Genomic DNA, 25670 nt, shown 5'->3' with positions numbered 1-25670 from the left:
TCAAGGGACGCTCTAATGCCCCGCACGCATAAAATCGAAGACTACCGCAACTTCGGCATCATGGCCCACATCGACGCGGGCAAGACGACGACGACCGAGCGGATCCTGTACTACACGGGCAAGTCGCATAAGATCGGCGAAGTTCACGACGGCGCCGCCACCATGGACTGGATGGACCAGGAGCAGGAACGCGGCATCACCATTACGTCGGCCGCGACGACCGCCTTCTGGAAAGAAAAGCGCCTCAACATCATCGACACCCCCGGCCACGTCGACTTCACCATCGAGGTCGAGCGTTCCTTGCGCGTCCTCGACGGCGCTGTGACTGTTCTGGACGGCAACGCCGGCGTCGAACCGCAGACCGAAACCGTCTGGCGTCAGGCCGACAAGTACAAGGTTCCGCGCATCGTCTTCGTCAACAAGATGGACAAGATCGGCGCCGACTTCGACAAGTCGGTCGAATCGATCCGCGACCGTCTGGGCGCCAAGGCCGTGCCGATCCAGTTCCCGATCGGCGCCGAGTCGGCCCTGAAGGGCCTGGTGGACCTGGTCCGCATGAAGGCGGTTGTCTGGGACAATGACGGGCTGGGCGCGTCATACGAAGATCAAGAGATCCCCGCCGACCTGATGGACAAGGCCGTCGAGGCCCGTCAGTACCTGATCGACAACGCCGTCGAATTGGACGACGAGGCCATGGAAGCCTACCTCGAAGGCAACGAGCCTTCGGAAGAGACCATCAAGAAGTGCATCCGTAAGGCCGTTTTGACCGGCGCCTTCTATCCGATCCTCTGCGGCTCGGCCTTCAAGAACAAGGGCGTGCAAACCCTGCTGGACGCCGTCGTCGACTATCTGCCGTCGCCGGTGGACATCCCCCCGACCAAGGGCATCGACTACAAGACCGAGGCCGAGGTCGAGCGCAAGGCGTCCGACGACGAGCCCCTGTCGGTTCTGGCGTTCAAGATCATGGACGACCCCTTCGTCGGCTCGCTGACCTTCTGCCGCCTGTATTCCGGCAAGATGGAAACGGGCATGGGCCTCTTGAACTCGACCCGCGACAAGAAGGAACGCGTCGGCCGCATGCTGCTGATGCACTCCAACAACCGCGAGGACATCAAGGAAGCCTACGCCGGCGACATCGTCGCCCTGGCCGGCCTGAAGGACACCCGCACCGGCGACACCCTGTGCGACCCGATCAAGTCGCCGGTCATCCTGGAGCGGATGGAATTCCCGGCGCCGGTGATCGAGATCGCCGTCGAGCCCAAGTCCAAGGCCGACCAGGAGAAGCTGGGCGTCGCCCTGGCCAAGCTGGCCTCGGAAGACCCGTCCTTTACCGTCTCGACCGACCACGAGTCGGGCCAGACGATCCTGAAGGGCATGGGCGAGCTGCACCTGGACATCAAGATCGACATCCTGAAGCGCACCTATAAGGTCGAGGCCAATATCGGCGCGCCGCAGGTGGCCTATCGCGAGTCCATCAGCCGCAAGGCCGAGATCGACTACACCCACAAGAAGCAGACCGGCGGTACGGGCCAGTTCGCCCGCGTCAAACTGGTGTTCGAGCCGGGCGAGCCGGGTACGGACTTCGTCTTTGAATCCGCCATCGTCGGCGGCGCGGTGCCCAAGGAATACATCCCGGGCGTCGAAAAGGGCCTGAAGTCGGCCAAGGACAACGGCCTGCTGGCCGGCTTCCCGGTGATCGACGTCAAGGCCACCCTGGTGGACGGCGCCTTCCACGACGTCGACTCCTCGGTCCTGGCCTTCGAAATCGCCGCTCGCGCCGCCTTCAAGGAACTGCGCGAGAAGGGCGGACCCAAGCTGCTGGAGCCGATCATGGCCGTCGAGGTCGTGACCCCGGAAGAGTATCTGGGTTCGGTGATCGGCGACCTGAACGGCCGTCGCGGCATGATCCAGGGTCAGGACATGCGCGGCAACGCCACCGTCGTGAACGCCTTCGTGCCGCTGGCCAACATGTTCGGCTATGTGAACACGCTGCGCGGCATGTCGCAGGGGCGCGCCCAGTTCACCATGCAGTACGACCACTATGAGCCGGTGCCGCAGCACGTCGCCGACGAAGTGATCAAGAAGTACGCCTAAGCTTTTCCTTTCGGAAAAGCGCACCTAAAAGCGCCCGGTCCCAAACCGGGCGCCCTTAACCCCCAGACTGCAGGAACCCCCGGTTCGGGGACCTAGGAGCTAGAGAATGGCCAAGGAAAAGTTCGAACGCACGAAGCCGCACTGCAACATCGGCACGATTGGTCACGTTGACCACGGCAAGACGACGCTGACGGCGGCGATCACGATGACGCTGGCGAAGGCCGGCGGCGCCAAGGCGATGAACTACGCCGACATCGACGCTGCGCCGGAAGAGAAGGCGCGCGGCATCACGATCAACACGGCGCACGTGGAATATGAGACGGCGAACCGTCACTATGCGCACGTCGACTGCCCCGGCCACGCCGACTATGTGAAGAACATGATCACCGGCGCGGCGCAGATGGACGGCGCGATCCTGGTGGTTTCGGCCGCTGACGGTCCGATGCCGCAGACGCGCGAGCACATCCTGCTGGCCCGTCAGGTCGGCGTGCCGGCCCTGGTGGTCTTCATGAACAAGGTCGACCTGGTCGACGACGAAGAGCTGCTGGAGCTGGTCGAGATGGAAGTGCGCGAGCTCTTGAGCTCGTACCAGTTCCCGGGCGACGAAATCCCGATCACCAAGGGCTCGGCCAAGGCCGCGACCGACGGCGTGAACCCGGAGATCGGCGAACAGCGCATCCTGGCGCTGATGGAGACGGTCGACAGCTACATCCCGCAGCCTGAGCGTCCGGTGGACCTGCCGTTCCTGATGCCGGTGGAAGACGTCTTCTCGATCTCGGGCCGCGGCACCGTGGTGACCGGTCGCGTCGAGAAGGGCATCATCAAGGTCGGTGAAGAAGTCGAGATCGTCGGCATCCGTCCGGTCCAGAAGACGACCTGCACGGGCGTCGAAATGTTCCGCAAGCTGCTGGATCAGGGCCAGGCGGGCGACAACGTCGGCGTTCTGCTGCGCGGCACCAAGCGTGAAGACGTCGAGCGCGGTCAGGTTCTGTGCAAGCCGGGTTCGATCACCCCGCACACCAAGTTCGTGGCCGAGGCCTACATCCTGACCAAGGAAGAGGGCGGCCGTCACACCCCGTTCTTCACCAACTATCGTCCGCAGTTCTACTTCCGCACGACCGACGTGACCGGCATCGTGAAGCTGAAGGAAGGCGTCGAGATGATCATGCCCGGCGACAACGCCGAGCTGAACGTCGAACTGATCACCCCGATCGCCATGGACCAGGGCCTGCGCTTCGCCATCCGTGAAGGCGGCCGCACCGTCGGCGCCGGCGTCGTGGCCAAGATCGTCGAGTAATCGTCTTGGTGCGCTAACGCGCGCGAGCGGTCGCTCGCTTCTTGAGCGCTTCGACCTCAAGCGGCGAGCCTCCGCGAGGCGAGCGTAGGCTACAAAAAGAACGGCCCCCGGAGAAATCCGGGGGCCGTTTAGCTTTGGGCGACTGTCTTACGCGCGGGGGCTACAGCAATGGGGTGAGGGTGACAGCCTTGAATCCAGGAAGGCGCCTCTGGACAAGGCAGCCTTTCACGGCAAATCAGTTCCAGGTGATAGATAGAGCGCGATCAAGCGGATCAACTCCTCGCGCATCCGCTCGTCGTCGAGGGCGCTGCGACTCGCCGCATTGTGGATCACGCCGTCAACGGCGTCCGAGAGGACACGCCCCGCAACCGCGTCAGCGGGACTACCCTGTCTGCTGCGGAAGTCCGCCACGATTTTCGCGTATAACGACAGGTAGGCGACTTCATAGTCGCTCGCCGGGTTGCGGCGCGCCCTCGCTGTCGGGATCTCTTGAAGTAGGACGGGATGAAGGCCAGGATGAATGGAATGGGCTTCGATCCTCGCTGCGACGATCCGGACCGCCAGTTCATGTGGCGTCAATCCTACGGCACGAACCCTTCGCATCGCTTGCATACCGTTTTCCAGATGGGTCTGACGGATGGCGTCGACCAGTGAAAACTTGTCCTCAAAATACTGGTAAAGCGAGCCGATGCTGACGCCGGCCCTCTCAGCGACGCGGTTCGTCGTGAACCCCGCCCATCCGTCATCGCTGAGAATGCGAGCACCGGCTTCGATGATGGCATCGACCGTGGCGCGCGAGCGCGCCTGACGCGGGGTTTTGCGGGTCGCCGCTTGCGGATTTTCAATGCGAATAGACAGGAACGCCGCTCCTTCTGAAAATGTGTGCGGATTGCTCGCATTCGTCACCAGCAAAGTAAGGCCTGACAATGGGAAATATGCTGCAGATGTTGGTTCGCTATTCTGCCTGGGCCAATCAGGAGCTGTTTGACAAACTGGACGCTCTTGATGCTGTGCAATGGGAGGCGGAGTTGCTGATCGCGCGGCGACTCATCGGCCACCTTCACGTTGTGAGCCGGATTTTCGCAGGACATCTGCAAGGAGAGACGCACGGCTTCACCTCTACAAATTTCGAAACGGCGTTGCCGCTCGGCCAGTTGAGGGAGGCCGTTGCAGCGACCGACCAGTGGTACATCGACTATGTGGATGCTCTGTCTGCCGAAGCTCGGATCGAGCCCGTCGCCTTCACCTTCACTGACGGCGACCGCGGCTCGATGACGCGTGAGGAGATGCTGGTTCATGTCTCGCTGCACGCCGGCTATCACAGAGGCGAGATCGGCCGCCTTCTCACTCAAGCATCCGTCACGCCGCCCTGGGACACGCTTGCGGTGTATCTTCACCAGAACGAGCCCGCGCGGCGAGACAAGGGATTCAGTCAAGACGGGTCCGGCGCAGGCTGATCCTGGGCAGTATACCGAGCTGGAGACGAGCTGACGCCTTCGTTCTGAGAAGCGTTATCAATTAAGGGCTTGGGCGATTTGTCCATACGGAAGACATGGACAAGCCAGGCCGTCGGGCGCAAATAAACCGTCAGACACGCCATAAGCGAAAGAACGACTATCGTGTTCGACTATAAGGCCGCCTTTGAAAGCTCGGTGGAGCAGGTGCGCAGCGAAGGCCGGTATCGTGTCTTCGCCGATCTGAAGCGGGTGAGCGGCGCCTTTCCCCAGGCGGTGCGCCGTCGGGAAGACGGGTCCGAACAGGACGTCGTGATCTGGTGCTCCAACGACTATCTGGGCATGGGCCAGCATCCGGACGTGCTGAAGGCCATGCAGGACGAGATCGCGGCGACCGGCGCGGGCGCCGGCGGCACGCGCAACATCTCGGGCACCACTCGCTCGGCTGTGGATCTGGAGACCGAACTGGCCCACTGGCATCAGAAGGAGGCGGCCCTGCTGTTCACCTCCGGCTACGTCGGCAATGAGGCGACCCTGTCGACCCTGCAGAAGATCCTGCCGGGCCTGATCATCTTCTCCGACGCCCTGAACCACGCCTCGATGATCGCCGGCATCCGTCACGGCGGGGGCGAGCGGCATGTGTTCCGCCACAACGATCTGGAGCATCTGGAGCAGCTCCTGGCCTCAGCCCCGGCCGAGGCGCCCAAGCTGATCGCCTTCGAAAGCGTCTATTCGATGGACGGCGACATCGCCGACCTGGCCGGCACCATCGCCCTGGCCCGGAAATACGGCGCCATGACCTATCTGGACGAGGTCCACGCCGTGGGCCTGTACGGCGCGACCGGCGCCGGCGTCGCAGAGCGGGACGGGGTCCTGGACCAGATCGACATCATCGAATGCACCCTGGGCAAGGCCGTGGGCGTCATGGGCGGCTATATCGCCGCCGACGCCGTGATCGTGGACGCCGTGCGCAGCTGGGCCTCGGGCTTCATCTTCACCACCAGCCTGCCGCCGGCCCTGACGGCGGGGGCCCTGGCCTCGGTGCGCCATCTGAAGGCCCATCCCGAACTGCGCGAACGCCATCAGGAACGCGCCGTGACCCTGAAGGCCCGTTTCGCCGCCGTCGGCATTCCGGTCATGGAGTCCGAGAGCCACATCGTCCCGGTCCATGTCGGCGACCCGGTCCACTGCAAGATGATCTCGGACATGCTGCTGGAAGACTTCGGCGTCTATGTGCAGCCGATCAACTATCCGACCGTGCCCAAGGGCACCGAGCGGCTGCGCTTCACGCCCTCGCCCAACCATACGGACGCGATGATGGATCATCTGGTCCAGGCGATGGACAAGCTCTTCTCCCACTGCAACGTGGCGCGCCGGCCCGTCGCCGCATGACGACCGGCGACGACCTCGGCGAGATCATCGTCGAGTTCGTCCGCAACGGTCCCTATGTCAAATGCTCGGCCATCCACGTCGCGACCGGCCGCGAGGTCAGCGCCATGGGGCCGGCGAACGAACCCAAGGCCGTCGAGCGGGTGGCGATCGCCAAGCTGAGGCGAGCTTTGGAGGCTGGGCGATAGCGCAGCCGCTCTCTTGACCCTATAGCGGCGGCATGCGCCCGACGCCCACCCTTCATACGCCCCGCTTCCTGATGCGGCCGTTGGTCCGCGAGGACGCGGCGGCGCTGTTTCCAACCCTCTCGCGCGACGACCAGTGTCTGTATATGTCGCGACCCGCCTTCCGTAGCGAGGCCGATCTGGCCGATTGGCTGGTCGATCCGACCTGGCCGGGCCGAAGCTGGACGGCGGTGGACCGCGAAACCGGCGCGGTCGCTGGGCGCTACGTCGCCTTTCCAGGACGCGACGAGGGCGTTCTGGAGGTCGGCTATGTCACCGTCGTCGACCGCCAGGGGCAGGGCGTGGCGCGGGAGTGCATGACGGCCCTGGTGTCCCATCTCTTCACCGATCCGTCGTGCCGTCGGATCTATGCGGAGATCGATGCGGACAACCGGCCGTCCGCCGGCTTGGCCGAGCGCCTGGGCTTTTCCTTGGAAGGACGGTTGCGGGAGCATGAAACCACGCACAAGGGCCTGTGCGACATGCTGGTCTACGGCCTGCTGCGGCGTGAATGGGCGGCTGGGACACAAGATATTGTGGTTCGCTCCGCTGGGGACTAGATAGGCGGCCTTCTCAGATGCGGGGATTCCGACGTGACCGCCTTCACCCATGACGCCTATTTCACCAAGACCCTGGCCGACGCCGATCCGGACGTCTTCAAGGGCATTCAAGGGGAGTTGGGCCGGCAGAAGGAGCAGATCGAGCTGATCGCGTCCGAGAACATCGTCTCCCAGGCGGTGCTGGACGCCCAAGGCTCGGTTCTGACGAACAAATACGCCGAGGGGTATCCGGGGCGCCGCTACTACGGCGGCTGCGAATATGTGGACGTGACCGAGGATCTGGCGCGCGAACGGGCGAAAAAGCTGTTCGGCGCGGCCTTCGCCAACGTCCAACCCCACTCGGGCGCCCAGGCCAACCAGGCGGTCTTCTTTACGCTCTTGCAGCCCGGCGACACCTTTTTGGGCATGGACCTGGCCTGCGGCGGGCACCTGACCCACGGGTCGCCGGCGAACCAGTCGGGCAAGTGGTTCCGCCCGGTGACCTACAAGGTCACCGAAGACACCCATCTGATCGACTATGACCATGTGGCCGAAATGGCCGAGCGCGAGAAGCCCAAGCTGATCCTGGCCGGCGCCTCCGCCTACAGCCGCCACATCGACTTCAAGCGGTTCCGCGAGATCGCCGACAGCGTCGGCGCCTATCTGATGGTGGACATGGCCCACTACGCCGGCCTGGTGGCCGGGGGCGCCTATCCCGATCCGATCCCGCACGCCCATGTCGTGACCACGACGACGCACAAGACCCTGCGCGGGCCGCGCGGCGGCATGATCCTGTCCAACGATGTCGAACTGGGCAAGAAGATCAACTCGGCCGTCTTCCCGGGCCTCCAGGGCGGGCCGCTGGAGCATGTGATCGCGGCCAAGGCCGTGGCCTTCGGCGAGGCGCTGCAGCCCGAGTTCAAGCTGTACGCCCAGCAGGTGGTCAAGAACGCCCAGGCCCTGGCCGGCGTCCTGGTCGAGCGCGGCCTGGCCATCGTCTCGGGCGGCACCGACAGCCATCTGATGCTGGTCGATCTGCGGCCCAAGGGCGTGACCGGCAAGGCGACCGAGCACGAGCTCGAAAAGGCGCTGATGACCTGCAACAAGAACGGCGTGCCGTTCGACACGGCGCCCTTCACCGTCACCTCGGGCGTTCGCCTGGGCACGCCGGCGGGCACCACGCGGGGCTTCGGCGAGGAGGAGTTCAAGGAGATCGGTCACTGGATCGCCGACGTCGTCTCCTCGATGAACGGCGGGGACGAGGCTGATCCGGCCGTGGTCGCGGGCGTGGCGGCCCAGGTGCGCGAACTGACGAACCGCTTCCCCATCTACGGATGAGATGACCGATGAAGTGCCCCTTCTGCGGTCATCAGGACACCCAGGTTAAGGACAGCCGGCCGTCGGACGACGGCTCGGCCATCCGACGGCGGCGGTCCTGTCCGAACTGCAACGGGCGCTTCACCACCTTCGAACGGGTCCAGCTGCGCGAACTGGTGATCCTGAAACGCAACGGTCGGCGGACCCCGTTCGACCGGGACAAGCTGGAGCGGTCGCTGGGCGTGGCCCTGCGCAAACGCCCGGTCCAGGCCGAACAGGTCGAACAGATGGTCAATCGGATTGTCCGTCAGCTTGAAAGCCTCGGCGAGACCGAAATCGCCTCCAGCGTCGTCGGGGACTTCATCATGAAGGCGCTGAAGGGCGTGGATGAGGTGGCCTATGTCCGCTACGCCTCGGTCTATAAGGACTTTCGGCACACGGGCGACTTCGCCAAATTTTTGGGCGATGAAGGCTTTGACGAGCCGTCCGGCAAGAGCTGATGCGCGTCACCCTGAAGCTGGCCACCTCGCTGGACGGCCGCATCGCCACGGCCTCGGGCGAGAGCCAGTGGATCACCGGCGAGGCGGCCCGGCTGGAAGGGCACAGGCTGCGGGCCGCCCATGACGCCCTTCTGGTGGGGGTCGAGACCGTGCTCCACGACGACCCCGAACTGACCGCCCGTTTGCCGGGCCGCAGCGTGGACCAGCCGCTTCGGGTGGTGCTGGACAGCCGGCTCAGAACCCCGGCGACGGCCAAACTGGCGGGGCCGAACAGTTTGATCCTGACCGCCGTCGCCCCCCGTCCGGTCGGAGGCGCCGAGGTGCGGCAGGTCGAGGCACAGGACGGACGCCCCGCCGTGCCGGCCGTCCTCAAGGCGCTGAAGGCGGTCGGCGTCGCCTCGGTCCTGATCGAGGGCGGAGGCCAGGTGGCTGCCGCCTTTCTGCGCGCGGGGGCGGTGGATCGTCTGGAATGGTTCCGGGCGCCGATCCTGTTGGGCGGGGAGGGGCGGCCGTGCGTAGCCTCCCTGGCCCTTGCAAAGCTGGCCGAGGCCCCCAACTTCCGACGCCTGGATGTCCGGCCCGTCGGGAACGACCTGTGGGAAAGCTACGTCCGCATCTGACGGCGATCGGACAGATCGGACACTTTGGACACTGTTTTTCGGTGTCCGGATCGGACTGTTTCAGACGATCTGGACACATTAGATTGTATTTTTCGGGTCCGAAGGGGGACCGGTCGTCTCATGTTCACAGGCATCGTCACCGACATCGGCCGCGTCCGCGACGTTCGCGAGACCGCGCGCGACCGCCGCTATGAGATTGAGACCGCCTGGGACGTGGCCTCCATCGACCTGGGCGCCTCAATCAGCCATGCGGGCTGCTGCCTGACCGTGACGGAGAAGGGCCCCGACTGGTTCGCCGTCGAGGTGTCGAACGAGACCCTGTCCAAGACGACGCTGGGCGGCTGGAAGGCCGGCGACGGCGTCAATCTGGAACGGGCCGCCCGCCTGGGCGACGAGATGGGCGGCCATGTGGTGTCGGGTCATGTCGACGGCCTGGGCCGGGTCGTCTCCATCACGCCCGAAGGGGGCTCGCACCGGATCGAGGTCGAGGCCCCGGCGCCGCTGCACCGCTACATCGCCGCCAAGGGTTCGATCACGGTGGACGGGGTGTCGCTCACGGTCAACGCCGTGCAAGACCGGGTCTTTTCGTTGAATATCATTCCGCATACGTGGGAAGTGACGACCCTGGGCCGCCTGAAGGTCGGCGATCCGGTCAATCTCGAGATCGACATGCTGGCGCGCTACCTGGCGCGGTGGCAGGAGACGGCCTGATGCCGAAGGAACGCCAGATGCTGGCCGCGAACATGAACGACAGCCCGATCAGTCCCATCGAGGACATATTGGAGGACGCCCGCAACGGCCGTCCCTACATCCTGGTGGACGCCGAGGATCGCGAGAACGAGGGGGACATCATCATCCCCGCCCAGTTCGCCACCCCGGATCAGATCAACTTCATGATCCGTCAGGCCCGCGGTCTGGTCTGCCTGGCCCTTACGGCCGAGCGGGCGCAGCAGCTGCGGTTGCCGCCGATGGCGGCCGAGAACCGCGAGAGCATGAAGACCGCCTTCACCGTCTCGATCGAGGCCAAGGAAGGCGTGACGACGGGGATTTCCGCCGCCGACCGGTCGCGCACCATCCAGGTGGCGACCGACGCTTCGAAGGGCATGGACGACATCGTCTCGCCCGGCCACATCTTTCCCCTGGTAGCGCGTGACGGCGGGGTGCTGGTCCGCGCCGGCCATACCGAGGCCTCGGTGGACATCAGCCGCATGGCCGGCCTGACCCCGGCGGCGGTGATCTGCGAGATCATCAAGGACGACGGCGAGATGGCGCGGATGCCGGATCTGGTCGCCTTCGCCCAGCTGCACGGGCTGAAGATCGGCACCATCGCGGACCTGATCGCCTATCGCCGCCGCACCGAGCGGTTCGTCGAACGGATCATGGATACGCCGTTCGAGAGCGTCCACGGCGGGCCGTTCCGGCTGATGCTGTACAAGAACACGATCGAGGGGGCGGAACACGTCGCCCTGGTCCATGGTCGGATCGACCCGTCCAAACCGACCCTGGTGCGGATGCACCAGGTGGACTTCGCCTGCGACCTCCTGGGCCATGTCGAGACGCGCCAGGACTATGTGCCGAAGGCTCTGCGCCAGATTACCGAGCATGACAGCGCGGGCGTGGTCGTCTTCCTGCGCGATCCGGCGCTGAACGCGTTGGCCGAGCGGCTGGCGGGGGTCGACAAGCCGGCGGCGGTCGATCGGTCGCTGCGGGCCTATGGCGTGGGCGCGCAGATCCTGCTGGACCTGGGCGTCAAGGATATGATCGTGATGAGTTCGACGCGACCTGAACCGACGGCGCTTGAAGGCTATGGCCTGCGCATCGTTGGCTGGCGCGACATGGATGGAGAAGACAAGGCGTGACCGACGCACCCCGTATTCTGATCGTCGAGGCGCGCTTCTACGACGAACTGGCCGACGCTCTGCTGGAGGGCGCCAAGGAGACGCTGAAGGCGTACGGCGCCGCGTTCGACGTCGTCACCGTGCCGGGCGCCCTGGAGATCCCGGCGGTCATCGCCATGGCCGAGGAGGCCGGTCGCTTCCCGACCGCGCCGCGTTATGACGGCTATGTGGCCCTGGGCTGCGTGATCCGCGGCGAGACCTATCATTTCGAGATCGTCTCGGACCAGTCGGCGGCCGGGCTGATGGCGCTGGGCGTCAAGGGGCTGATCGTCGGCAACGGCATTCTGACGACCGAGGACGAGCATCAGGCCTGGGCCCGGGCGCGGCTTTCCGAAGGGGATAAGGGCGGCGGAGCGGCCAAAGCCTGTCTGGACCTCATTGCATTGAAGAAGCGGTTGCGGCTAGGCCTCGGCGCATGACTGAACCGAACAGCGTCAAGGCCGTCCTCGAACAACTGGCCGAGGCCGAGAAACAGCGGGCCGAGCCCCATCTGAGCTCCAAACAGCGCCGGGCGCGCACCGTGTCGCGCCTCGCCGCCGTCCAGGCCCTGTACCAGATGGAGCTGGCGGGCGAGGGGGTGGAGACGGTGATCACCGAATTCTCCAACTTCCGCTTCGACGCCGACATCGAGGGCGAGGCCCTGGCCGAGGCGGATGAAGCCTATTTCGCCGACATCGTGCGCGGCGTGATCGAAAGCCAGCGCGAGATCGACGCGGCGATCAAGGCCCGGCTGGCGTCCAACTGGCGGTTGGAGCGGATCGACGCCACCCTGCGCGCCCTGCTGCGTTCGGGCGCCTGGGAGCTGATCAAACATCCGGAGACGCCGCGCGAAGTGGTGATCGACGAATATGTCGAACTGGCCAAGGCCTTCTTCGACGACGCCGAGGCCCGGTTCGTCAACGCTGCTCTGGACGGCGTCGCCAGAGACGTCCGTCGCTGATGCCCGCGCTCGACGTCGCGGGCGAGTTCGAGACGATCGAGACGCTGCTGCGGCCCCTGGCCCATCCGGAGTGGGGCAGGGGGCTGGTCGATGATGTGGCGGTCCTGCCGTCCCGGCCCGGCTATGATCTGGTCCTGACCAAGGACGCCATCGTCGAAGGCGTCCATTTCCTGCCCGACGACCCCCTGGATACGGTGGCCAGAAAGCTGCTGCGTGTGAACCTGTCGGACCTGGCGGCCAAGGGGGCTGAAGCCTTCGGCTATCTGCTGGCCTGCGCCTGGTCCGAACGTTGCGGCTGGCCGGAACGCGAAGCCTTCGCCTCAGGCCTGGCTCAGGATCAGGCGCGCTTCGGCGTCTTTCTGATGGGCGGGGACACGGTGAAGACGCCGGGCCCGGCCGCCTTCTCCCTGACCGCCCTGGGCTGGGTGCCGGCCGGGGGGGCGGTGTCGCGCGCCGGAGCCGAGGCGGGGGATATGGTCTTCGTGACCGGCACGATCGGCGACGGCCTCCTGGGGCTTCAGGCGGCGCGGGGCCAGTTGACGCTCGATCCCGAGCGGCTGGCCTTTCTGATCGACCATTATCGCCAGCCGACGCCTCAGCAGGATTTCGCCGAGGTGATCGCCGCCCACGCCACTGCGGCGGCCGACGTCTCCGACGGGCTGATCGCCGATCTGAAGCATATCGCCGGCGCCAGCGGCGTCGCGATCGACCTGAAGCTGGACAGCCTGCCCCTGTCGGCGGCCGCCAGGGCCTGGTTCGAGGCCCGCGTCGATCCTCAGGCGGCGCTGGAGGATCTGGCGACCGGGGGCGACGACTACCAGATCGTCTTCACCGCCCCCGCCCGGCTGGTGGAGACGCTGCGCCGAGAGGCCGACCGGCGGCGGGTTCGCCTGACCCTGCTGGGCGAGGTGCGGGTCGGCGCCGGGGTCACGGTCTCCTACGGCGGCCGGCCCCTGACGCCGGGGCGCGCCGGCTGGACCCATGGCTAGGACTTTCGCAAGGGAATCCTAACCCACCGCCGTTAGGCTGGTCGCATGGATCGCAGAAGCTTCATCGCCGCCGGAACCGTCGCCCTCGCCGGGACCGCCGCCGGTTCCGCCGCCGCCTCCTCCGAGAAGGCGGCCGAAGGGCCCCCGACCTTCGGCATAGCGGGGGTGGGCCTGCCCGTCATCGCTGACGGTCGGCTGCGGAACTATGTCTTCGTCTCGCTCCGCCTGATGCTCGGCGCGGGCAAGACCGCCGATCAGATGCGGCTGAAGGAGGCCTTCTTCCGCGACGCCCTGGTGAAGGCCGCGCACCGGACCCCCTTCACCGTTCCCGGCGACTGGACGCGCCTGGACGAGCGTCGCATGTCGGCCGCCCTGGTCGCTGCCGCCAACACCATCTCCGGACGGGGCTCGGTGACCGGCGTCGAGATCATCGCCCAGAGCCCACGCCGTCGCTCCGGCATGCCGACCGCTCACTAGCGGTCAACGATCACGGTTGCGTCAACTTGACGCCCGTGACACGCTCCCTCTGCAAAATCCCAAGGGGCGCAATGACGCGCTCGCCGCGTGCGGGGGGACCGGAAGGCGGACAGAGGCCCTAAGGCCCGCCCGCCGCGCCAGGCCTGCGCGCCTGTTTGCAAGGGCATGGAAACGCCAATGACGACCTATCTTACGCTGGTCTTCGCGGCCGGTGTTCTGGCGGTGCTTTACGGCGCCGTTCAGACCGCCGCCCTGATGAAGGCGAGCACTGGCAACGACAAGATGCGAGAGATCGCCGCCGCCATTCAGGAAGGCGCCTCGGCCTATCTGAAGCGGCAATATCTGACCATCGGCCTGGTGGGGATTGTGATCCTGATCGCCGCCTATCTGCTGATCGGCCCCTATGCGGCCGTGGGCTTTCTGATCGGGGCGGTCCTGTCGGGCGCGGCCGGTTACGCCGGGATGCTGATCTCGGTGCGGGCCAATGTTCGCACGGCCCAGGCGGCCTCCGAAAGCCTGTCCAAGGGGCTGAACCTGGCCTTCCGGTCGGGCGCGATCACCGGCATGTTCGTGGCGGGCGGCGCCCTGATCGGGGTGTCGGGCTATTATATCGTCCTGACCCACCACCTCGGTTTGAACCCGGTCGGCCGCGAGGTGATCGACGGCCTGGTGGCCCTGGGCTTCGGCGCCTCGCTGATCTCGATCTTCGCACGACTGGGCGGCGGCATCTTCACCAAGGGCGCCGACGTGGGCGGCGACATGGTGGGCAAGGTCGAGGCCGGCATCCCTGAGGACGATCCCCGCAACGCCGCCACCATCGCCGACAACGTCGGCGACAATGTCGGCGACTGCGCCGGCATGGCGGCGGACCTGTTCGAAACCTATGCGGTGACGACCGTGGCGACCATGGTGCTGGCGGCCATCTTCTTCCGCGGCCAGCCCTATGTGGACATGCTGATGGTGCTGCCGCTGGCGATCTGCGCGGTCTGTATCGTGACCTCGATCATCGGCAGCTTCTTCGTGCGGCTGGGCAAGAGCCAGAACATCATGGGCGCCCTGTATCAGGGGCTGATCGTGACCGGCGTCCTGTCCATCGGCGCGGTCTGGTGGGTCATTGACCAGATGGTGAGCGGGCCGGTGACGACGACTGGCGGTCTGGTCATCCAGCCCATGGCCCTGTTCTGGTCCGGAATGGTCGGGCTGGCGGTGACCGCAGCGATCGTGGTGGTCACGGAATACTACACCGGCTCGGGCTTCCGGCCGGTGCGGTCGGTGGCCAACGCCTCGGTGTCGGGTCATGGGACCAACGTCATCCAAGGGCTGGCGGTGTCGCTGGAGGCCACGGCGCTGCCGGCCCTGACCATCATCGTCGGCATTGTGGCCAGCTTCCAGTTGGCGGGCCTGTTCGGCATCGCCATCGCCACCACCACCATGCTGGGCGTGGCGGGGATGATCGTGGCCCTGGACGCCTTTGGGCCGGTGACGGACAACGCCGGGGGGATCGCCGAAATGGCGGGCCTGCCCAGCGAGGTGCGGCATTCGACCGATGCGCTGGATGCCGTGGGCAACACGACCAAGGCCGTGACCAAGGGCTACGCCATCGGCTCGGCGGGCCTGGGGGCGCTGGTGCTGTTCGCGGCCTATACGTCGGACCTGCAATATTTCTCGGCCAATCCGTCCGACTATCCCTTCTTCGCCGACATGGGGACGGTCGCTTTCGACCTGACCAACCCCTATGTGGTCGTGGGCCTGCTGTTCGGGGGGCTGTTGCCCTTCCTGTTCGGCGGCATGTCGATGATGGCGGTCGGGCGCGCCGCCGAGTCTGTCGTGGCCGAGGTGCGGCGCCAGTTCCGCGAGAACCCCGGCATCATGACCTATCAGGTCAAGCCCGAGTACGGACGGGCGGTCGACATCCTGACCAAGGCGGCGATTCGCGAGATGATCGCGCCGTCGCTGCTGCCGGTCCTGTCGCCCATCGTCCTGTTCGCCGCCGTCATGGTCATCTCGGACAAGGCCAACGCCTTTGCGGCCTTGGGCGCCATGCTGATGGGGGTGATCGTCACCGGCCTGTTCGTGGCCGTGTCGATGACTTCGGGCGGCGGCGCTTGGGACAACGCCAAGAAGGTGATCGAGGAAGGCTTCACCGACAAGAACGGCGTGGTCCACGGCAAGGGATCGGAGGCCCACAAGGCGGCCGTGACCGGCGATACGGTGGGCGATCCCTATAAGGACACCTCGGGGCCGGCGGTGAATCCGATGATCAAGATCACCAATATCGTGGCCCTGCTGCTGCTGGCGGTGCTGGCCAGCGGGACGGTCGGCTGACGTGAAAACGCCCCGGAGAGCGATCTCCGGGGCGTTTTTCCTTGGGCGATGCGCCGGGGATCAGTCCGGACGGCGTTGACCGGGAGTGTCGTCCTCGGTGCGCGGCAGCTGGCCGCGGCCGACGTTGCCCAGCAGCTGCTCCAGAACCGTCAGGGCGCGGCCACGCGTCGGGGTTTCACGGCTGTTCATGGCGATCTGTTCGCCGTCCGCCAGCCCCAGGGTGCGCACGGCGGCGACCTTGTCGCCGTTCGGCTCGAAGGTGATTTCGGTCACCGTGCGGCTGGAAACGACCGGCAGATTGTAGGTGTATTTCTCAGTGGTCTGGCTGATGTAGTACCATACCTTGTCCGGTTCGAAGGTCGAGGTGGTCGAGGGCGAGCCCAGCCGCGCCAGCACCGTCTCCTTGGTGTCGGTTCCGGCGACCACGTCCTGGGGCTTGGCGTCGATCACCTGAAAGCCGTTGGAGCCGACCATCGGCGCGCAGGCGGCGGACAGGCCGCCCAGGGAAACGGCGACGAAAAGCGGGACGAAACGAGACATGATCGGGCGCCTGCGAGAGAACAAGATCTTTGACCTAGACGGACCTGCGTCCTAGTTCAACGGCGCGGCGGAAAAGGGGCCGTTTAAAGCCATGCTGAAAAACCTGTTCAAACCCCGCGAAGGCGTCCGCATCGGCGACGCCCTGTACGCCCTGGCGGTGGAGCAGGCGCGCCGGCCGGGACTTTACACGCGACTGGGCGTGGCTGACCGGATCGACGCGCGGTTCGAACTTTATACGCTGCACGTGCTGCTGCTGGTGCTGCGGCTGCGCGATGAGAACACGCCGCCCGGGCGAGACGCGGCCCAGGCTCTGTTCGACGTCTATGTCTCGGCGCTGGACCATGCGTTGCGGGAAGAAGGCGTCGGCGACATTTCGGTGGGCAAGAAGATGCGCAAGCTGGGCGAGGCCCTGTACGGCCGCATGAACGCCTATGAACCGCCGCTGCGTGACGGCGATGCGGCGGCTCTGACCGAGGCTCTGGCGCGCAATGTCTATGGCGAGACGCGGGCGGAACAGGCGGCTGATCTGGCGCGCTACGCCCTGGCCGCGCGAGCCGCCCTGGCGGCGCAGGAATTCAATGATGTGCTGGTGAAGCCGGCCTGGACGGATGTTTGAGACCATGAGCGCAAGCCTCCCCTACAGCGAGACGGTGCGGGTCAATCAGATCGGCGCGGGACTGAGCCGACGCCTGGAGCCCGACGCGGAGGCCCGTCAGCGAATTGCGCGCGCCCTGGATCTGCAGGGCCTGGACGCCTTTGCCGTCGATATTGAGGTCAAGCCGACCCCGTCGAGCAGCGAGTGGACGATGAAGGGGCGCGTCACGGCCCATGCGATCCAGACCTGCGGCCTGACCTTGGAACCCCTGCCGGTCGAGGTAGACCGCCGCTTCTCGATCCAGTTGGCCGAGGCCGAGCCGCAGCAGACCGACGAGATCGAAGTCACCCTGGAGGAGGAGGACGCCGACCTGATCGAGGACGGCAAGATCGACCTGGGGCAGTATGCGGTCGAGCAGTTGGCCCTGTCTCTGGACCCCTTCCCCCGCAAGCCGGGGGCGCAGTTCGTGCAACCGGAGGAGCCCGCCGAAATCTCGCCCTTTGCAGCTTTGAAGGCCCTGAAGCCGCAGGACGACCAAGGCTGAGGTTGACGCAGGGGCCGTGCGGTTGCATCCCCCGGCGTCGGCGCTATCGTCCGGCGCCTATATCCAGTGTCGTGCGACAAGACGACGCGGTTAGTCGAGGTCCATTTGCCAGCCCCAGTTACGATCTCGCTTGACGCCATGGGCGGCGATCACGGCCCATCCGTCGTCGTTCCGGGCGTCCAAAGCTTTGTCCGCGCCCATGGCGGGGAGGGAGTCCGCTTCCTGCTGCATGGTGACGAGACCCGGATTCGCGCCGAGTTGGCGCATTGCAGCCTGCCGGCCGACACGGTCGACATCCGTCATACCGACAAGGTGGTGGCCATGGACGAGAAGCCCGCCCAGGCCATGCGCCGGGGCAAGGGCTCGAGCCTATGGAACGCCGTCGAGGCGGTTAAGACCGGCGAGGCCGGCGGCGTGGTCTCGGCGGGCAACACCGGCGCCCTGATGGCCATCTCCAAACTGATTCTGCGCATGTCGGCGCCGGGCCTGGAGCGGCCGGCCATCGTCGCCAGCTGGCCGACCTTCAAGGGCCATACGGCGGTTCTGGACGTCGGCGCCAACATCGGCAGCGACGCCGAGCAACTGGTCGAGTTCGCCATCATGGGCGAGGCTTTCCAGACGGCGGTGCGCGGCACCGTTCGCCCGACCATCGGCCTGCTGAACGTCGGCTCCGAGGACATGAAGGGCAATGAACAGGTCAAGGAGGCGCACGCCATCCTGCGCGACGGCCCGTTCGACCTGAATTATTACGGCTTCGTCGAAGGCGACGACATCGCCAAGGGCACGGTGGACGTGGTCGTCACCGACGGCTTCACCGGCAATATCGCCCTGAAGACGGCCGAAGGCACGGCCCGCTATATCTCGGCCCTGCTGCGCGAGGCCCTGACCTCGAACCTGCAGGCCAAGCTGGGCGCCGCCATCGCCATGCCGGCCCTGAAGAAGATGCGCGAGAAGATCGACCCCAGCGCCATCAACGGCGGCCCCCTGCTGGGGCTGAACGGGATTGTGGTGAAGAGCCACGGCGGCGCCGACGCCAAGGGCTTCGGAAACGCCATCCGTATCGCTGTGGATCTGGCCCGCAGCGACTATATGACCAAGGTCGGCGCCAATCTGGGCAAGCTGGACGCCGTGTTCGACCATTCCAGCGCGCCCGCCGCCCCCGCCGGAGAACCCCTTCAGTGAGCGTCACCCGCAGCGCCGTGACCGGCGTCGGCTCCTATCTGCCGGAGCAGATCGTCACCAACGCCGACTTGGCCCAGATCGTCGACACCTCCGACGAATGGATCCAGGAGCGCACGGGGATCAAACAGCGCCACAAGGCGCGCGACGACCAGCCGACCAGCGATCTGGCGGTCGAGGCCGCCAGGAAGGCCCTGGCAGACGCCGGCAAGACGGCGGCGGATGTCGATCTGATCATCGTGGCGACGACCACGCCCGACATGACCTTCCCCGCCGTCGCCTCCATCGTTCAGCACAAGCTGGGCGCCGGCGTCGGCGTGGCCTTTGACGTTCAGGCGGTCTGTTCCGGCTTTGTCTATGCGCTGAGCGTGGCCGACGGCTTCGTGGCGCGCGGCCTGTCGAAATGCGCCCTGGTGATCGGCGCCGAGGAAATGACGCGGCTGATGGACTGGACCGACCGGACGACCTGTGTGCTGTTCGGCGACGGCGCCGGCGCCGTGGTGCTGGAGCCGCGCGAGGGGCAGGGGACGGCCGCCGACCAGGGGATGCTGGGCTTCGCCCTGCGCGCCGACGGCTCGAAGACGGACCTGCTCTATGTCGACGGCGGGCCGGCGTCGACCGGAACCGTCGGCCATCTGCGGATGGCGGGCAATCAGGTGTTCCGCCATGCGGTGGTCAACATCGCCGAAGGCATCACTGCGGCCTGTGAGGCCGCCGGGATAGAGGTGGCCGACGTCGATTGGTTCGTGCCGCACCAGGCCAATCAGCGGATCATCAAGGGCGTCGGCGACCGATTGGGTCTGGACGAGAACAAGGTGATCTCGACCGTGGCTCTTCACGCCAACACCTCCGCCGCCTCAATTCCCCTGGCGCTGGATGCGGCGATCCAGGACGGGCGGATCAAGAAGGGCGACATGGTGCTGTTGGAAGCCATGGGCGGCGGCCTGACCTGGGGCGCCTGCGCCTTGAGGCTTTAACCGCTGCGCCGGGCATTGATTTTCTGAGAAGTTTGCGCCCCTATGCGCCCAGAAGATCGTTTCCAGACGGGACTATGATGGGCAACCACACCGTAACGCGCGCCGACCTTTGCGAAGCCGTGCATGAAGAGGTCGGTCTGTCCCGCCAGGAGTGTTCGTCCCTGGTCGAACGGACGCTGGAGCTGATCGTGGAGGCTCTTGAAAAGGGCGATACCGTCAAGCTGTCGGGTTTCGGCGTCTTCCAGGTGCGTGAGAAGCGGGCCCGCATGGGCCGCAACCCCAAGACCGGCGAACCGGCGGCGATCAACCCCCGTCGCGTCATCAGCTTCCGCGCCTCTCAGATCATGAAGAGCCGGGTTCACGACGCCGTCGTCGAGGCCTGATTCGCTTGGCCAAGAGCGCCGACGCCTTCCGCACCATTTCTGAGGCGGCCGAGGAGGTCGGAGCTCCGCAGCACGTCCTGCGGTTCTGGGAAACCAAGTTCAGCTTCGTCACGCCGGTGAAGCGCGCCGGTGGACGTCGATTCTACCGGCCCCAGGACATCGCCGTGCTTAAGGCGGTTCGGCGGCTGCTGCACGAGGACGGCCTGACCATCCGCGGGGTGCAACGGCTGCACAAGGAGCAGGGGCTCAAGACGCTGGTCGGCGCGGACATGGCCGGCCTGATCGAGGCGCGCGACGCCGAATCCCCGGCTGAGCCCCTGATTTCAAGGACGCCGGCCCTGTCCGGCGTGACTGAGCGGCTGAATGTCGTGCTGATGGATTTGGAACAGGCCAAGGCCCGACTGGACGCTGTTCTGAGAAGCTAGGTGGAAAACCTGTTTTTGCGTTTGCGGCGCGCGAAACCCGCGTCTATAGGGAGCGCCTTCGGAGCGTGGCGCAGCCTGGTAGCGCACTTGACTGGGGGTCAAGGGGTCGCAGGTTCGAATCCTGTCGCTCCGACCATCGACACAGGTCGATGACGGGTTTAGGGGCCGCCTTCGGGCGGCCCCTTTTCCTTTTGCGCCCACGCGGGTCTTTTTCGGCCGCCTTCGGCTTGAACCCGGTTCTCGGCTCATTATGATGAACGGCAGAGATCAGGTCGCCTCCCCGCGACCAGGCCGGCGCCTGTGATGTTCGGGTGAATCCGGTCCGACGCCCGTCGATAACCTGGCGTCACGACAGCTTCATTCGATGATCGGAGGCCGCCGTGGCGCGTAAACCTACCCTAGATTTCTTGAAGACCGAGGCCGCGTCCGGCTCGGCCCTGGCCCTCGCGGCGGTCGCCGCCCTGCTGGTGGCGAACTCGCCCTGGAGCGCCGACTATTTCGCCTGGCTGAAGAGCTATCACGTGCTCCAGATCGGGCCGATCCGTCTGGAGGAAACGATCTCCGACTGGATCAAGGAAGGCTTGATGGCGATCTTCTTCCTCGTCGTGGGGTTGGAGATCAAATATGAGATCGTTCGCGGCGAATTGAGCGACCCCAGGAAGCTGGCGACGCCGGTCTTGGCGGCCTTGGGCGGGATGGCCGGGCCTGCGGCGGTCTATCTGTTCCTGTCCATGACGATGGGGGCGCCGCACGCGGGCTGGCCGATCCCCCTGGCGACGGACATCGCCTTCGCCCTGGCGATCTTCGGCTTCGTCGGCAAGGGGCTGCCCTCGTCGCTCCGCGTCTTCCTTTTGACCCTTGCGATAGTCGATGATCTGGGCGCGATCGCCCTGATCGCCCTGCTGTTCAGCGAGGGCGCCAACTGGACGCCGCTGTTCTGGGCCTTGGGTCTGCTGGCGGCCTTCGGCCTGATCGCCCACAGGATCCGCGTGCCGACCCCCTTCTGGGTGCTTGGCTTTTCGGCGGTCTGGTATCTGACGGTTCTGTCCGGTCTTTCGACCTCGCTCACGGCTGTGGCCTTTGCGATGATCGTTCCGATCCAGGCGCGCAAGGAAGACCGCCAAAGCCCGCTGAAGGAGGCGATGCACGACCTCCATCCCTGGAACGCCTTCCTGGTCCTGCCGCTGTTCGCCTTCGCCAAGGCCGGCGTCTCTTTCGCCGGCCTGTCGCTGGAACAGGCCTTCGCCCCCCTGGTCGTGGCGATCGCCCTGGGTCTGTTTTTCGGCAAGCAGATCGGCGTCTTCGGCGCCGCCTGGCTGGCCTCGGCCCTGCGGATCGGCGCGCGTCCGACCGACGCCAGCTGGCTTCAGGTCTATGGGGTCTCTCTGCTGTGCGGGGTCGGCTTCACCATGAGCCTGTTCATCGGCGTCCTGGCCTTTCCGGGCGCGGTGGACTCCCCTGAGCAGATCGAGGTCAAGCTGGGCGTGATCGGGGGGTCGATCATTTCGGCGATCGGCGCGGCCGTGGTCTTGGCTCTGGCTGGGCGCCGGCCTCGCCGCGATCCGGCGGCCGCAAAGCCGCAGGTGAAGCCGCTCGCAGGTTCCTCGACCTGAAGAGAACGCGAACAGCAGGGCGCGGCTGAGCAGGCTCAGCCGCGCTCCGCCCATCTGAGCAGGGGGATGATCGGCAGTCCCCAAGCCGTGCCTCCGATCCCGAAAAACAGGAAGTCGATCCAAGGCGAGGGCGGTAAAAGGCCGCGCAGGGCGATGAGGCCCCACACCCAGAAGACCAGAAAGGCCAGGACGCCGACGGCGGCGATGAACCGACGCGCCCGCGGCGGCATCAGCGCTTGTTCCTGAACAGGAAGAAGGTCGCCAGACAGACGACCGACCCTGTCAGGGCCCAAGGGACCCAGACCCAGCTGTCCAGGGTGCTGACCGCAAACACCCGCACGGCGAGGAACCAGCCGCAGGCCAGGCCGACGCCCGAGACCAGGCTGGCGCCGCCGAAGCCCCGCCGTCCGGTCAGCAGGTCGGCGATCCAGGCCAGAAGCAGGCCGCCCAGAAGGGCGGCGCCGATGTCGGCGTATTGCAACACGCATCTTCTCCCTGTCAGCCCCATCGGGGAGGACGTCATGATCTCAATCCGACTCGATCTTGCGGCCTTGGCGGGGCATACCGCCTCGGTCGCGATTTGGTCACGGTCGAAGGCGACACCATATCCGGGTCAGTGTCGGGCGTCGAATGAACCGTTTCGGAAATCCAGATCGTAACCGCGCCGTGGCCGTGTGGCTGTTCGCCACGGCGGCCTTGGTCTTTCTGATGGTGGTGGTGGGCGGGGTCACGCGCCTGACCGGCTCGGGTCTGTCGATCACGGAGTGGAAGCCGATCATGGGGGCCATCCCCCCGTTGAACGACGCCCAGTGGGCCGAGGCGTTCGAGAAGTACAAGCAGATTCCCCAGTATGCCCAGGTCAACGCCGGCATGAGCCTGGCCGAGTTTCAGGGCATCTTCTGGTGGGAATGGGTGCATCGGCTGCTGGGGCGGGTGATCGGCCTGGTGTTCGCCCTGCCGCTTGTGGTGTTTCTGCTGTGCCGCATCGCGCCCGCCCGCTCGATTTTTCGTCAGTGGGCCGTGCCGGATCGACTGATCTGGCGCTGCGTCCTGCTGCTGGGCCTCGGCGGTCTGCAAGGGCTGATCGGCTGGTGGATGGTCTCAAGCGGTCTGTCCGAGCGGGTCAGTGTCGCGCCCGAACGTCTGGCGACCCATCTGGGTCTGGCCTTGATCCTGTTTGCCGCCCTGATCTGGACCGGATTGGAGGCCTGGAACGGTCAGGACCACGGACGCCCTCCGGCCGGCTGGGCGCGCGGCGCGGGTTTCCTGCTGGGTCTGGTGTTCCTGCAATGCCTGCTGGGCGCCGTGGTGGCGGGCGGGCACGCCGGGCTCGTCTATACCGACTGGCCCCTGATGAACGGTTCCGTCCTGCCGCCTGCGGACTGGAGCCTGGGCGCCGTCGCCTTCCTGCACGATCAGGCCCTGACCCAGTTCAACCACCGTCTGGTCGCCTATGGTCTGCTGATCGCCGTCAGCATCTACGCCTTTCAGGCCTGGCGCTGGCGGGTGGCCGAGGGAATGGGGCTGGCGGCCTTCGTTTTGGCCGGGGTGGTCTGGGGCCAAGCGGTCCTGGGGATCGCCACCCTGATCCACGCGGTTCCTCTGTGGCTCGGCGTCCTGCACCAGGCCGGGGCCGCCGTCGTCTTGGCGGCGGCGACGATGAACCTCTGGCTGGTGCTGCGGGCTCAGCCCCGGATCTTCATGTCCGGACCGAGGACCATGGTCCGGTGATCGCCACTGTCAGGCCGGGATACTGAATATTGACGAACAGGGTCCGGCCGTCGGGGGCGAAGACCGCCCCGGCGAACTCAGAGTTCCCCTGAAACACGTTGCGCCCGAGGGTGTAGAGCTTGCCCTCGGGCGTGACCCCCTTCAGATGGTTTTTGACCTCTGTCGAATAGTTGTCTTCGCAGACGATCAGATGGCCCCAGGGCGCGATGGTGATGTTGTCGCCCATGTTCAGCGTTTTCAGGTCCGTGCTCTCGACGAACAACTGCACGCGCCCGGGGCGCCGGGATTCGCCGCCTCGGCCTTCTTCGGGGGAGGGGACATAGCGCAGAATCTGGCCCCGTTGGATCGGCCCGCCCGAGGTGGCGGTCAGATACAGTTCATTGTCGCCCCACCAGATGCCTTCGGCGCGGGCCACCAGGGCGGCGCCGTCGGCGTGGCCGCGCCAGCGCAGATCGCCCTTGGGGCTCTCGACCTCGTGCATGTCGATCCACTCCACCTCGCGCCAGTCGCCGACTGACCAGATGCGGTCGTTGTGGTTCGAGGTGTCGGCCCCCTTGTGCCCGCGCAGCACCATGGCCTGCAGCCGACCCCCCTTGGCCAGTTCGCCCGGGGCATCGGGGAGGAAGCGATAGAAGAGGCCGTCTCCTTGGTCCTCGGTGAGATAGAGGATGCCGGTGCGGGGATCGACGCAGACGGCTTCATGTTCGAAGCGCCCCATGGCCTTCAACGGAACCGGATCGACCAGGCCCTCGGCGCGCGCGGGAACTTCAAAGACGTAGCCGTGGTCCTTGGTCACGTCCGAGTCGGCCGGCAGTTCGCTGGTCTCCTCGCAGCTGAGCCAGGAACCCCAGGGCGTCTGGCCGCCGCAGCAGTTGGTGCTGGTGCCGGCCAGGCTGAGGTGTTGGCGCTCGGTGCGGCCGGTCGCCAGGTCGTAAATGACCGTGGTCGTGCCGCCGGGCAGGGGACGACCGTCCTTATAGGTGTCATAGGCGCGGTTCGCGTCCAGCCGACCGATCCGTTCCTGATTATAGCCGCCGGGGCCCCAGTTGCGGTGGCTGGCTGAGGAGCCCTTCAGTTCGTGATTGCGGACCAGGGCGACGCGGGTGTCGTCCAGGGCGAAACACCCCATGCCATCGAATTGTCCCGGAACCAGCAGGCCGTCGGCCATGGTCTCTCCGCCCTGGGAGACGATGCGTTAGGAAAAGCCTTCGGGCAGGTCCAGCACCCCGTTGGGGTCGCGCTTGAGCGGGCCGTAGCCGACGACCTCATTGAGATAGGTTTCCTCTTCGGCGGCGTGGACATTGCGAGCCAGGCCGGAAAACGCGAGAGCGGCGCTGGAAGCGATGAGGCTGCGGCGATGAAGGATCATGGGAGGGCTCCAAGGGACGACCTCCGATGACTCCGAATGATCATGGTTTGATGACGACGACTGTTATTTCACAACAAAAGGACGCTGTCCGGTACTGGTATTTTAATACCGTATCAAAAAAGACGTTTGTTTACATATGGATGATACAATCTGGATGTCCTGGATTGGATTGACGCCGTCGCCGCCCTCCTGTATCAGCGCGCCTTCATTCGGTTCCCTCGGGGCCGAACCCGATTTTCGTCTCCAGGAAT

30 protein-coding genes and 1 tRNA gene are annotated in these 25670 nt (G+C 65.9%); 25 read left to right on the top strand and 6 right to left on the bottom strand.

Translation table 11 applies throughout. The annotated features are described in order from the left end of the window. The first annotated feature begins 15 nt into the window (after positions 1–15). Together fusA and tuf are read left to right on the top strand one after the other, a co-directional pair. Entirely contained in the window at positions 16–2094 is a 2079-nt protein-coding gene (gene fusA, locus ACZ5M6_RS12140; protein WP_183217187.1) for an elongation factor G, read from the top strand. Positions 2095–2200: 106 nt separating this feature from the next. Further along, positions 2201–3391: an elongation factor Tu gene (gene tuf, locus ACZ5M6_RS12135; protein ID WP_183217189.1), complete on the top strand. Its 1191-nt coding sequence runs from the start codon at positions 2201–2203 to the stop codon at positions 3389–3391. A gap of 225 nt (positions 3392–3616) precedes the next feature. On the opposite strand, the gene ACZ5M6_RS12130 is transcribed toward tuf, so the two are convergent. Beyond that, positions 3617–4297: a TetR/AcrR family transcriptional regulator gene (locus tag ACZ5M6_RS12130; protein ID WP_224761196.1), complete on the bottom strand. Its 681-nt coding sequence runs from the start codon at positions 4295–4297 to the stop codon at positions 3617–3619. A 29-nt stretch (positions 4298–4326) separates the two neighbouring features. On the opposite strand from ACZ5M6_RS12130, the gene ACZ5M6_RS12125 reads away from it, so the two are divergent. The 14 genes from ACZ5M6_RS12125 to ACZ5M6_RS12060 all read left to right on the top strand — a co-directional run bounded on the left by ACZ5M6_RS12125 (position 4327) and on the right by ACZ5M6_RS12060 (position 16063). Next, on the top strand, positions 4327–4848 hold the full coding sequence (locus ACZ5M6_RS12125) for a DinB family protein (RefSeq protein WP_197273304.1): 522 nt from the start codon (positions 4327–4329) through the stop codon (positions 4846–4848). Positions 4849–5010: 162 nt separating this feature from the next. After that, entirely contained in the window at positions 5011–6237 is a 1227-nt protein-coding gene (gene hemA, locus ACZ5M6_RS12120; RefSeq protein ID WP_464158748.1) for a 5-aminolevulinate synthase, read from the top strand. After that, positions 6234–6422: a DUF6898 family protein gene (locus ACZ5M6_RS12115; RefSeq protein WP_054765977.1), complete on the top strand. Its 189-nt coding sequence runs from the start codon at positions 6234–6236 to the stop codon at positions 6420–6422. The genes hemA and ACZ5M6_RS12115 overlap by 4 nt, the downstream gene beginning before the upstream one ends. A 32-nt stretch (positions 6423–6454) precedes the next feature. After that, positions 6455–7018 carry a GNAT family N-acetyltransferase gene (locus ACZ5M6_RS12110; protein WP_054765976.1) on the top strand — a complete coding sequence of 188 codons (564 nt, stop codon included), beginning with the start codon at positions 6455–6457 and terminating at the stop codon, positions 7016–7018. A gap of 33 nt (positions 7019–7051) precedes the next feature. After that, on the top strand, positions 7052–8335 hold the full coding sequence (gene glyA / locus ACZ5M6_RS12105) for a serine hydroxymethyltransferase (RefSeq protein ID WP_464158747.1): 1284 nt from the start codon (positions 7052–7054) through the stop codon (positions 8333–8335). Positions 8336–8343: 8 nt separating this feature from the next. After that, the gene (nrdR, locus tag ACZ5M6_RS12100; RefSeq protein WP_054765974.1) at positions 8344–8814 is read left to right on the top strand and encodes a transcriptional regulator NrdR; all 471 of its coding nucleotides are present in this window, start codon (positions 8344–8346) and stop codon (positions 8812–8814) included. Further along, on the top strand, positions 8814–9434 hold the full coding sequence (locus ACZ5M6_RS12095) for a RibD family protein (protein ID WP_054765973.1): 621 nt from the start codon (positions 8814–8816) through the stop codon (positions 9432–9434). The genes nrdR and ACZ5M6_RS12095 overlap by 1 nt, the downstream gene beginning before the upstream one ends. A 120-nt stretch (positions 9435–9554) precedes the next feature. Next, entirely contained in the window at positions 9555–10145 is a 591-nt protein-coding gene (locus tag ACZ5M6_RS12090; RefSeq protein ID WP_054765972.1) for a riboflavin synthase, read from the top strand. After that, on the top strand, positions 10145–11293 hold the full coding sequence (ribB, locus tag ACZ5M6_RS12085) for a 3,4-dihydroxy-2-butanone-4-phosphate synthase (protein WP_464158746.1): 1149 nt from the start codon (positions 10145–10147) through the stop codon (positions 11291–11293). Before ACZ5M6_RS12090 ends, ribB begins: the two co-directional genes overlap by 1 nt. Next, positions 11290–11751, top strand: a complete 462-nt coding sequence (gene ribH / locus ACZ5M6_RS12080) for a 6,7-dimethyl-8-ribityllumazine synthase (protein WP_191558565.1) — start codon at positions 11290–11292, stop codon at positions 11749–11751. Before ribB ends, ribH begins: the two co-directional genes overlap by 4 nt. Continuing rightward, positions 11748–12272: a transcription antitermination factor NusB gene (gene nusB, locus ACZ5M6_RS12075; RefSeq protein WP_152950520.1), complete on the top strand. Its 525-nt coding sequence runs from the start codon at positions 11748–11750 to the stop codon at positions 12270–12272. The genes ribH and nusB overlap by 4 nt, the downstream gene beginning before the upstream one ends. Then, entirely contained in the window at positions 12272–13261 is a 990-nt protein-coding gene (gene thiL, locus ACZ5M6_RS12070; protein ID WP_464158745.1) for a thiamine-phosphate kinase, read from the top strand. The genes nusB and thiL overlap by 1 nt, the downstream gene beginning before the upstream one ends. Before the next feature lie 45 nt (positions 13262–13306). Then, positions 13307–13738, top strand: a complete 432-nt coding sequence (locus tag ACZ5M6_RS12065) for a hypothetical protein (RefSeq protein ID WP_054765968.1) — start codon at positions 13307–13309, stop codon at positions 13736–13738. A 177-nt stretch (positions 13739–13915) separates the two neighbouring features. Beyond that, positions 13916–16063 carry a sodium-translocating pyrophosphatase gene (locus tag ACZ5M6_RS12060; protein WP_287396727.1) on the top strand — a complete coding sequence of 716 codons (2148 nt, stop codon included), beginning with the start codon at positions 13916–13918 and terminating at the stop codon, positions 16061–16063. A 60-nt stretch (positions 16064–16123) separates the two neighbouring features. On the opposite strand, the gene ACZ5M6_RS12055 is transcribed toward ACZ5M6_RS12060, so the two are convergent. Next, positions 16124–16603 carry an outer membrane protein assembly factor BamE gene (locus ACZ5M6_RS12055; RefSeq protein ID WP_054765966.1) on the bottom strand — a complete coding sequence of 160 codons (480 nt, stop codon included), beginning with the start codon at positions 16601–16603 and terminating at the stop codon, positions 16124–16126. Positions 16604–16694: 91 nt separating this feature from the next. Here ACZ5M6_RS12055 and ACZ5M6_RS12050 point away from each other — a divergent pair, with 91 nt between their 5' ends. The 8 genes from ACZ5M6_RS12050 (at position 16695) to nhaA (ending at position 22319) form a co-directional block, all read left to right on the top strand. Then, positions 16695–17219 carry a ubiquinol-cytochrome C chaperone family protein gene (locus ACZ5M6_RS12050; protein WP_287106156.1) on the top strand — a complete coding sequence of 175 codons (525 nt, stop codon included), beginning with the start codon at positions 16695–16697 and terminating at the stop codon, positions 17217–17219. Positions 17220–17223: 4 nt separating this feature from the next. Next, entirely contained in the window at positions 17224–17742 is a 519-nt protein-coding gene (locus ACZ5M6_RS12045) for a YceD family protein (RefSeq protein ID WP_464158744.1), read from the top strand. A gap of 105 nt (positions 17743–17847) precedes the next feature. Continuing rightward, positions 17848–18924, top strand: coding sequence for a phosphate acyltransferase PlsX (gene plsX, locus ACZ5M6_RS12040; RefSeq protein ID WP_321208117.1), 1077 nt, complete (start codon positions 17848–17850; stop codon positions 18922–18924). After that, on the top strand, positions 18921–19898 hold the full coding sequence (locus tag ACZ5M6_RS12035; protein ID WP_152950515.1) for a beta-ketoacyl-ACP synthase III: 978 nt from the start codon (positions 18921–18923) through the stop codon (positions 19896–19898). The genes plsX and ACZ5M6_RS12035 overlap by 4 nt, the downstream gene beginning before the upstream one ends. A 77-nt stretch (positions 19899–19975) precedes the next feature. Further along, complete coding sequence (locus tag ACZ5M6_RS12030) at positions 19976–20281, top strand: integration host factor subunit alpha (protein ID WP_054766969.1); 306 nt, start codon at positions 19976–19978, stop codon at positions 20279–20281. A gap of 5 nt (positions 20282–20286) precedes the next feature. Beyond that, positions 20287–20706 carry a MerR family transcriptional regulator gene (locus ACZ5M6_RS12025; RefSeq protein WP_152950514.1) on the top strand — a complete coding sequence of 140 codons (420 nt, stop codon included), beginning with the start codon at positions 20287–20289 and terminating at the stop codon, positions 20704–20706. 59 nt (positions 20707–20765) lie between these two features. After that, a tRNA-Pro gene (locus ACZ5M6_RS12020) sits at positions 20766–20842 on the top strand. Positions 20843–21086: 244 nt separating this feature from the next. Continuing rightward, on the top strand, positions 21087–22319 hold the full coding sequence (gene nhaA, locus ACZ5M6_RS12015) for a Na+/H+ antiporter NhaA (RefSeq protein WP_054765960.1): 1233 nt from the start codon (positions 21087–21089) through the stop codon (positions 22317–22319). A 35-nt stretch (positions 22320–22354) separates the two neighbouring features. Here nhaA and ACZ5M6_RS12010 read toward each other — a convergent pair whose 3' ends face one another. Together ACZ5M6_RS12010 and ACZ5M6_RS12005 are read right to left on the bottom strand one after the other, a co-directional pair. After that, on the bottom strand, positions 22355–22549 hold the full coding sequence (locus ACZ5M6_RS12010) for a DUF2842 domain-containing protein (RefSeq protein WP_054765959.1): 195 nt from the start codon (positions 22547–22549) through the stop codon (positions 22355–22357). Then, positions 22549–22803, bottom strand: coding sequence for a transglycosylase (locus ACZ5M6_RS12005; protein WP_224760946.1), 255 nt, complete (start codon positions 22801–22803; stop codon positions 22549–22551). Before ACZ5M6_RS12005 ends, ACZ5M6_RS12010 begins: the two co-directional genes overlap by 1 nt. A gap of 146 nt (positions 22804–22949) precedes the next feature. Here ACZ5M6_RS12005 and ACZ5M6_RS12000 point away from each other — a divergent pair, with 146 nt between their 5' ends. Further along, positions 22950–24050 carry a COX15/CtaA family protein gene (locus tag ACZ5M6_RS12000; RefSeq protein ID WP_464158743.1) on the top strand — a complete coding sequence of 367 codons (1101 nt, stop codon included), beginning with the start codon at positions 22950–22952 and terminating at the stop codon, positions 24048–24050. On the opposite strand, the gene ACZ5M6_RS11995 is transcribed toward ACZ5M6_RS12000, so the two are convergent. Beyond that, on the bottom strand, positions 24019–25218 hold the full coding sequence (locus tag ACZ5M6_RS11995; RefSeq protein ID WP_464158742.1) for an alkaline phosphatase PhoX: 1200 nt from the start codon (positions 25216–25218) through the stop codon (positions 24019–24021). The genes ACZ5M6_RS12000 and ACZ5M6_RS11995 overlap by 32 nt on opposite strands. Before the next feature lie 27 nt (positions 25219–25245). Next, entirely contained in the window at positions 25246–25419 is a 174-nt protein-coding gene (locus tag ACZ5M6_RS11990; RefSeq protein ID WP_464158741.1) for a hypothetical protein, read from the bottom strand. Positions 25420–25670: the final 251 nt, after the last annotated feature.

The organism is Brevundimonas sp. Br13 (assembly GCF_055391505.1).
Note: the sequence above shows the minus strand (reverse complement) of the source record. Positions and strands in the feature narration are given on the sequence as shown.

Excerpts from the sequence above, each read along its gene's own strand:
- fusA (WP_183217187.1), top strand. The coding sequence starts at position 16 with ATGCCCCGCACGCATAAAATCGAAGACTACCGCAACTTCGGCATCATG.
- tuf (WP_183217189.1), top strand. The coding sequence starts at position 2,201 with ATGGCCAAGGAAAAGTTCGAACGCACGAAGCCGCACTGCAACATCGGC.
- ACZ5M6_RS12125 (WP_197273304.1), top strand. The coding sequence starts at position 4,327 with ATGCTGCAGATGTTGGTTCGCTATTCTGCCTGGGCCAATCAGGAGCTG.
- ACZ5M6_RS12115 (WP_054765977.1), top strand. The coding sequence starts at position 6,234 with ATGACGACCGGCGACGACCTCGGCGAGATCATCGTCGAGTTCGTCCGC.
- ACZ5M6_RS12110 (WP_054765976.1), top strand. The coding sequence starts at position 6,455 with ATGCGCCCGACGCCCACCCTTCATACGCCCCGCTTCCTGATGCGGCCG.
- nrdR (WP_054765974.1), top strand. The coding sequence starts at position 8,344 with ATGAAGTGCCCCTTCTGCGGTCATCAGGACACCCAGGTTAAGGACAGC.
- ACZ5M6_RS12095 (WP_054765973.1), top strand. The coding sequence starts at position 8,814 with ATGCGCGTCACCCTGAAGCTGGCCACCTCGCTGGACGGCCGCATCGCC.
- ACZ5M6_RS12090 (WP_054765972.1), top strand. The coding sequence starts at position 9,555 with ATGTTCACAGGCATCGTCACCGACATCGGCCGCGTCCGCGACGTTCGC.
- ribB (WP_464158746.1), top strand. The coding sequence starts at position 10,145 with ATGCCGAAGGAACGCCAGATGCTGGCCGCGAACATGAACGACAGCCCG.
- nusB (WP_152950520.1), top strand. The coding sequence starts at position 11,748 with ATGACTGAACCGAACAGCGTCAAGGCCGTCCTCGAACAACTGGCCGAG.
- thiL (WP_464158745.1), top strand. The coding sequence starts at position 12,272 with ATGCCCGCGCTCGACGTCGCGGGCGAGTTCGAGACGATCGAGACGCTG.
- ACZ5M6_RS12065 (WP_054765968.1), top strand. The coding sequence starts at position 13,307 with ATGGATCGCAGAAGCTTCATCGCCGCCGGAACCGTCGCCCTCGCCGGG.
- ACZ5M6_RS12060 (WP_287396727.1), top strand. The coding sequence starts at position 13,916 with ATGACGACCTATCTTACGCTGGTCTTCGCGGCCGGTGTTCTGGCGGTG.
- ACZ5M6_RS12055 (WP_054765966.1), bottom strand. The coding sequence starts at position 16,603 with ATGTCTCGTTTCGTCCCGCTTTTCGTCGCCGTTTCCCTGGGCGGCCTG.
- ACZ5M6_RS12050 (WP_287106156.1), top strand. The coding sequence starts at position 16,695 with ATGCTGAAAAACCTGTTCAAACCCCGCGAAGGCGTCCGCATCGGCGAC.
- ACZ5M6_RS12045 (WP_464158744.1), top strand. The coding sequence starts at position 17,224 with ATGAGCGCAAGCCTCCCCTACAGCGAGACGGTGCGGGTCAATCAGATC.
- ACZ5M6_RS12030 (WP_054766969.1), top strand. The coding sequence starts at position 19,976 with ATGGGCAACCACACCGTAACGCGCGCCGACCTTTGCGAAGCCGTGCAT.
- ACZ5M6_RS12010 (WP_054765959.1), bottom strand. The coding sequence starts at position 22,549 with ATGCCGCCGCGGGCGCGTCGGTTCATCGCCGCCGTCGGCGTCCTGGCC.
- ACZ5M6_RS12000 (WP_464158743.1), top strand. The coding sequence starts at position 22,950 with ATGAACCGTTTCGGAAATCCAGATCGTAACCGCGCCGTGGCCGTGTGG.
- ACZ5M6_RS11995 (WP_464158742.1), bottom strand. The coding sequence starts at position 25,218 with ATGGCCGACGGCCTGCTGGTTCCGGGACAATTCGATGGCATGGGGTGT.
- ACZ5M6_RS11990 (WP_464158741.1), bottom strand. The coding sequence starts at position 25,419 with ATGATCCTTCATCGCCGCAGCCTCATCGCTTCCAGCGCCGCTCTCGCG.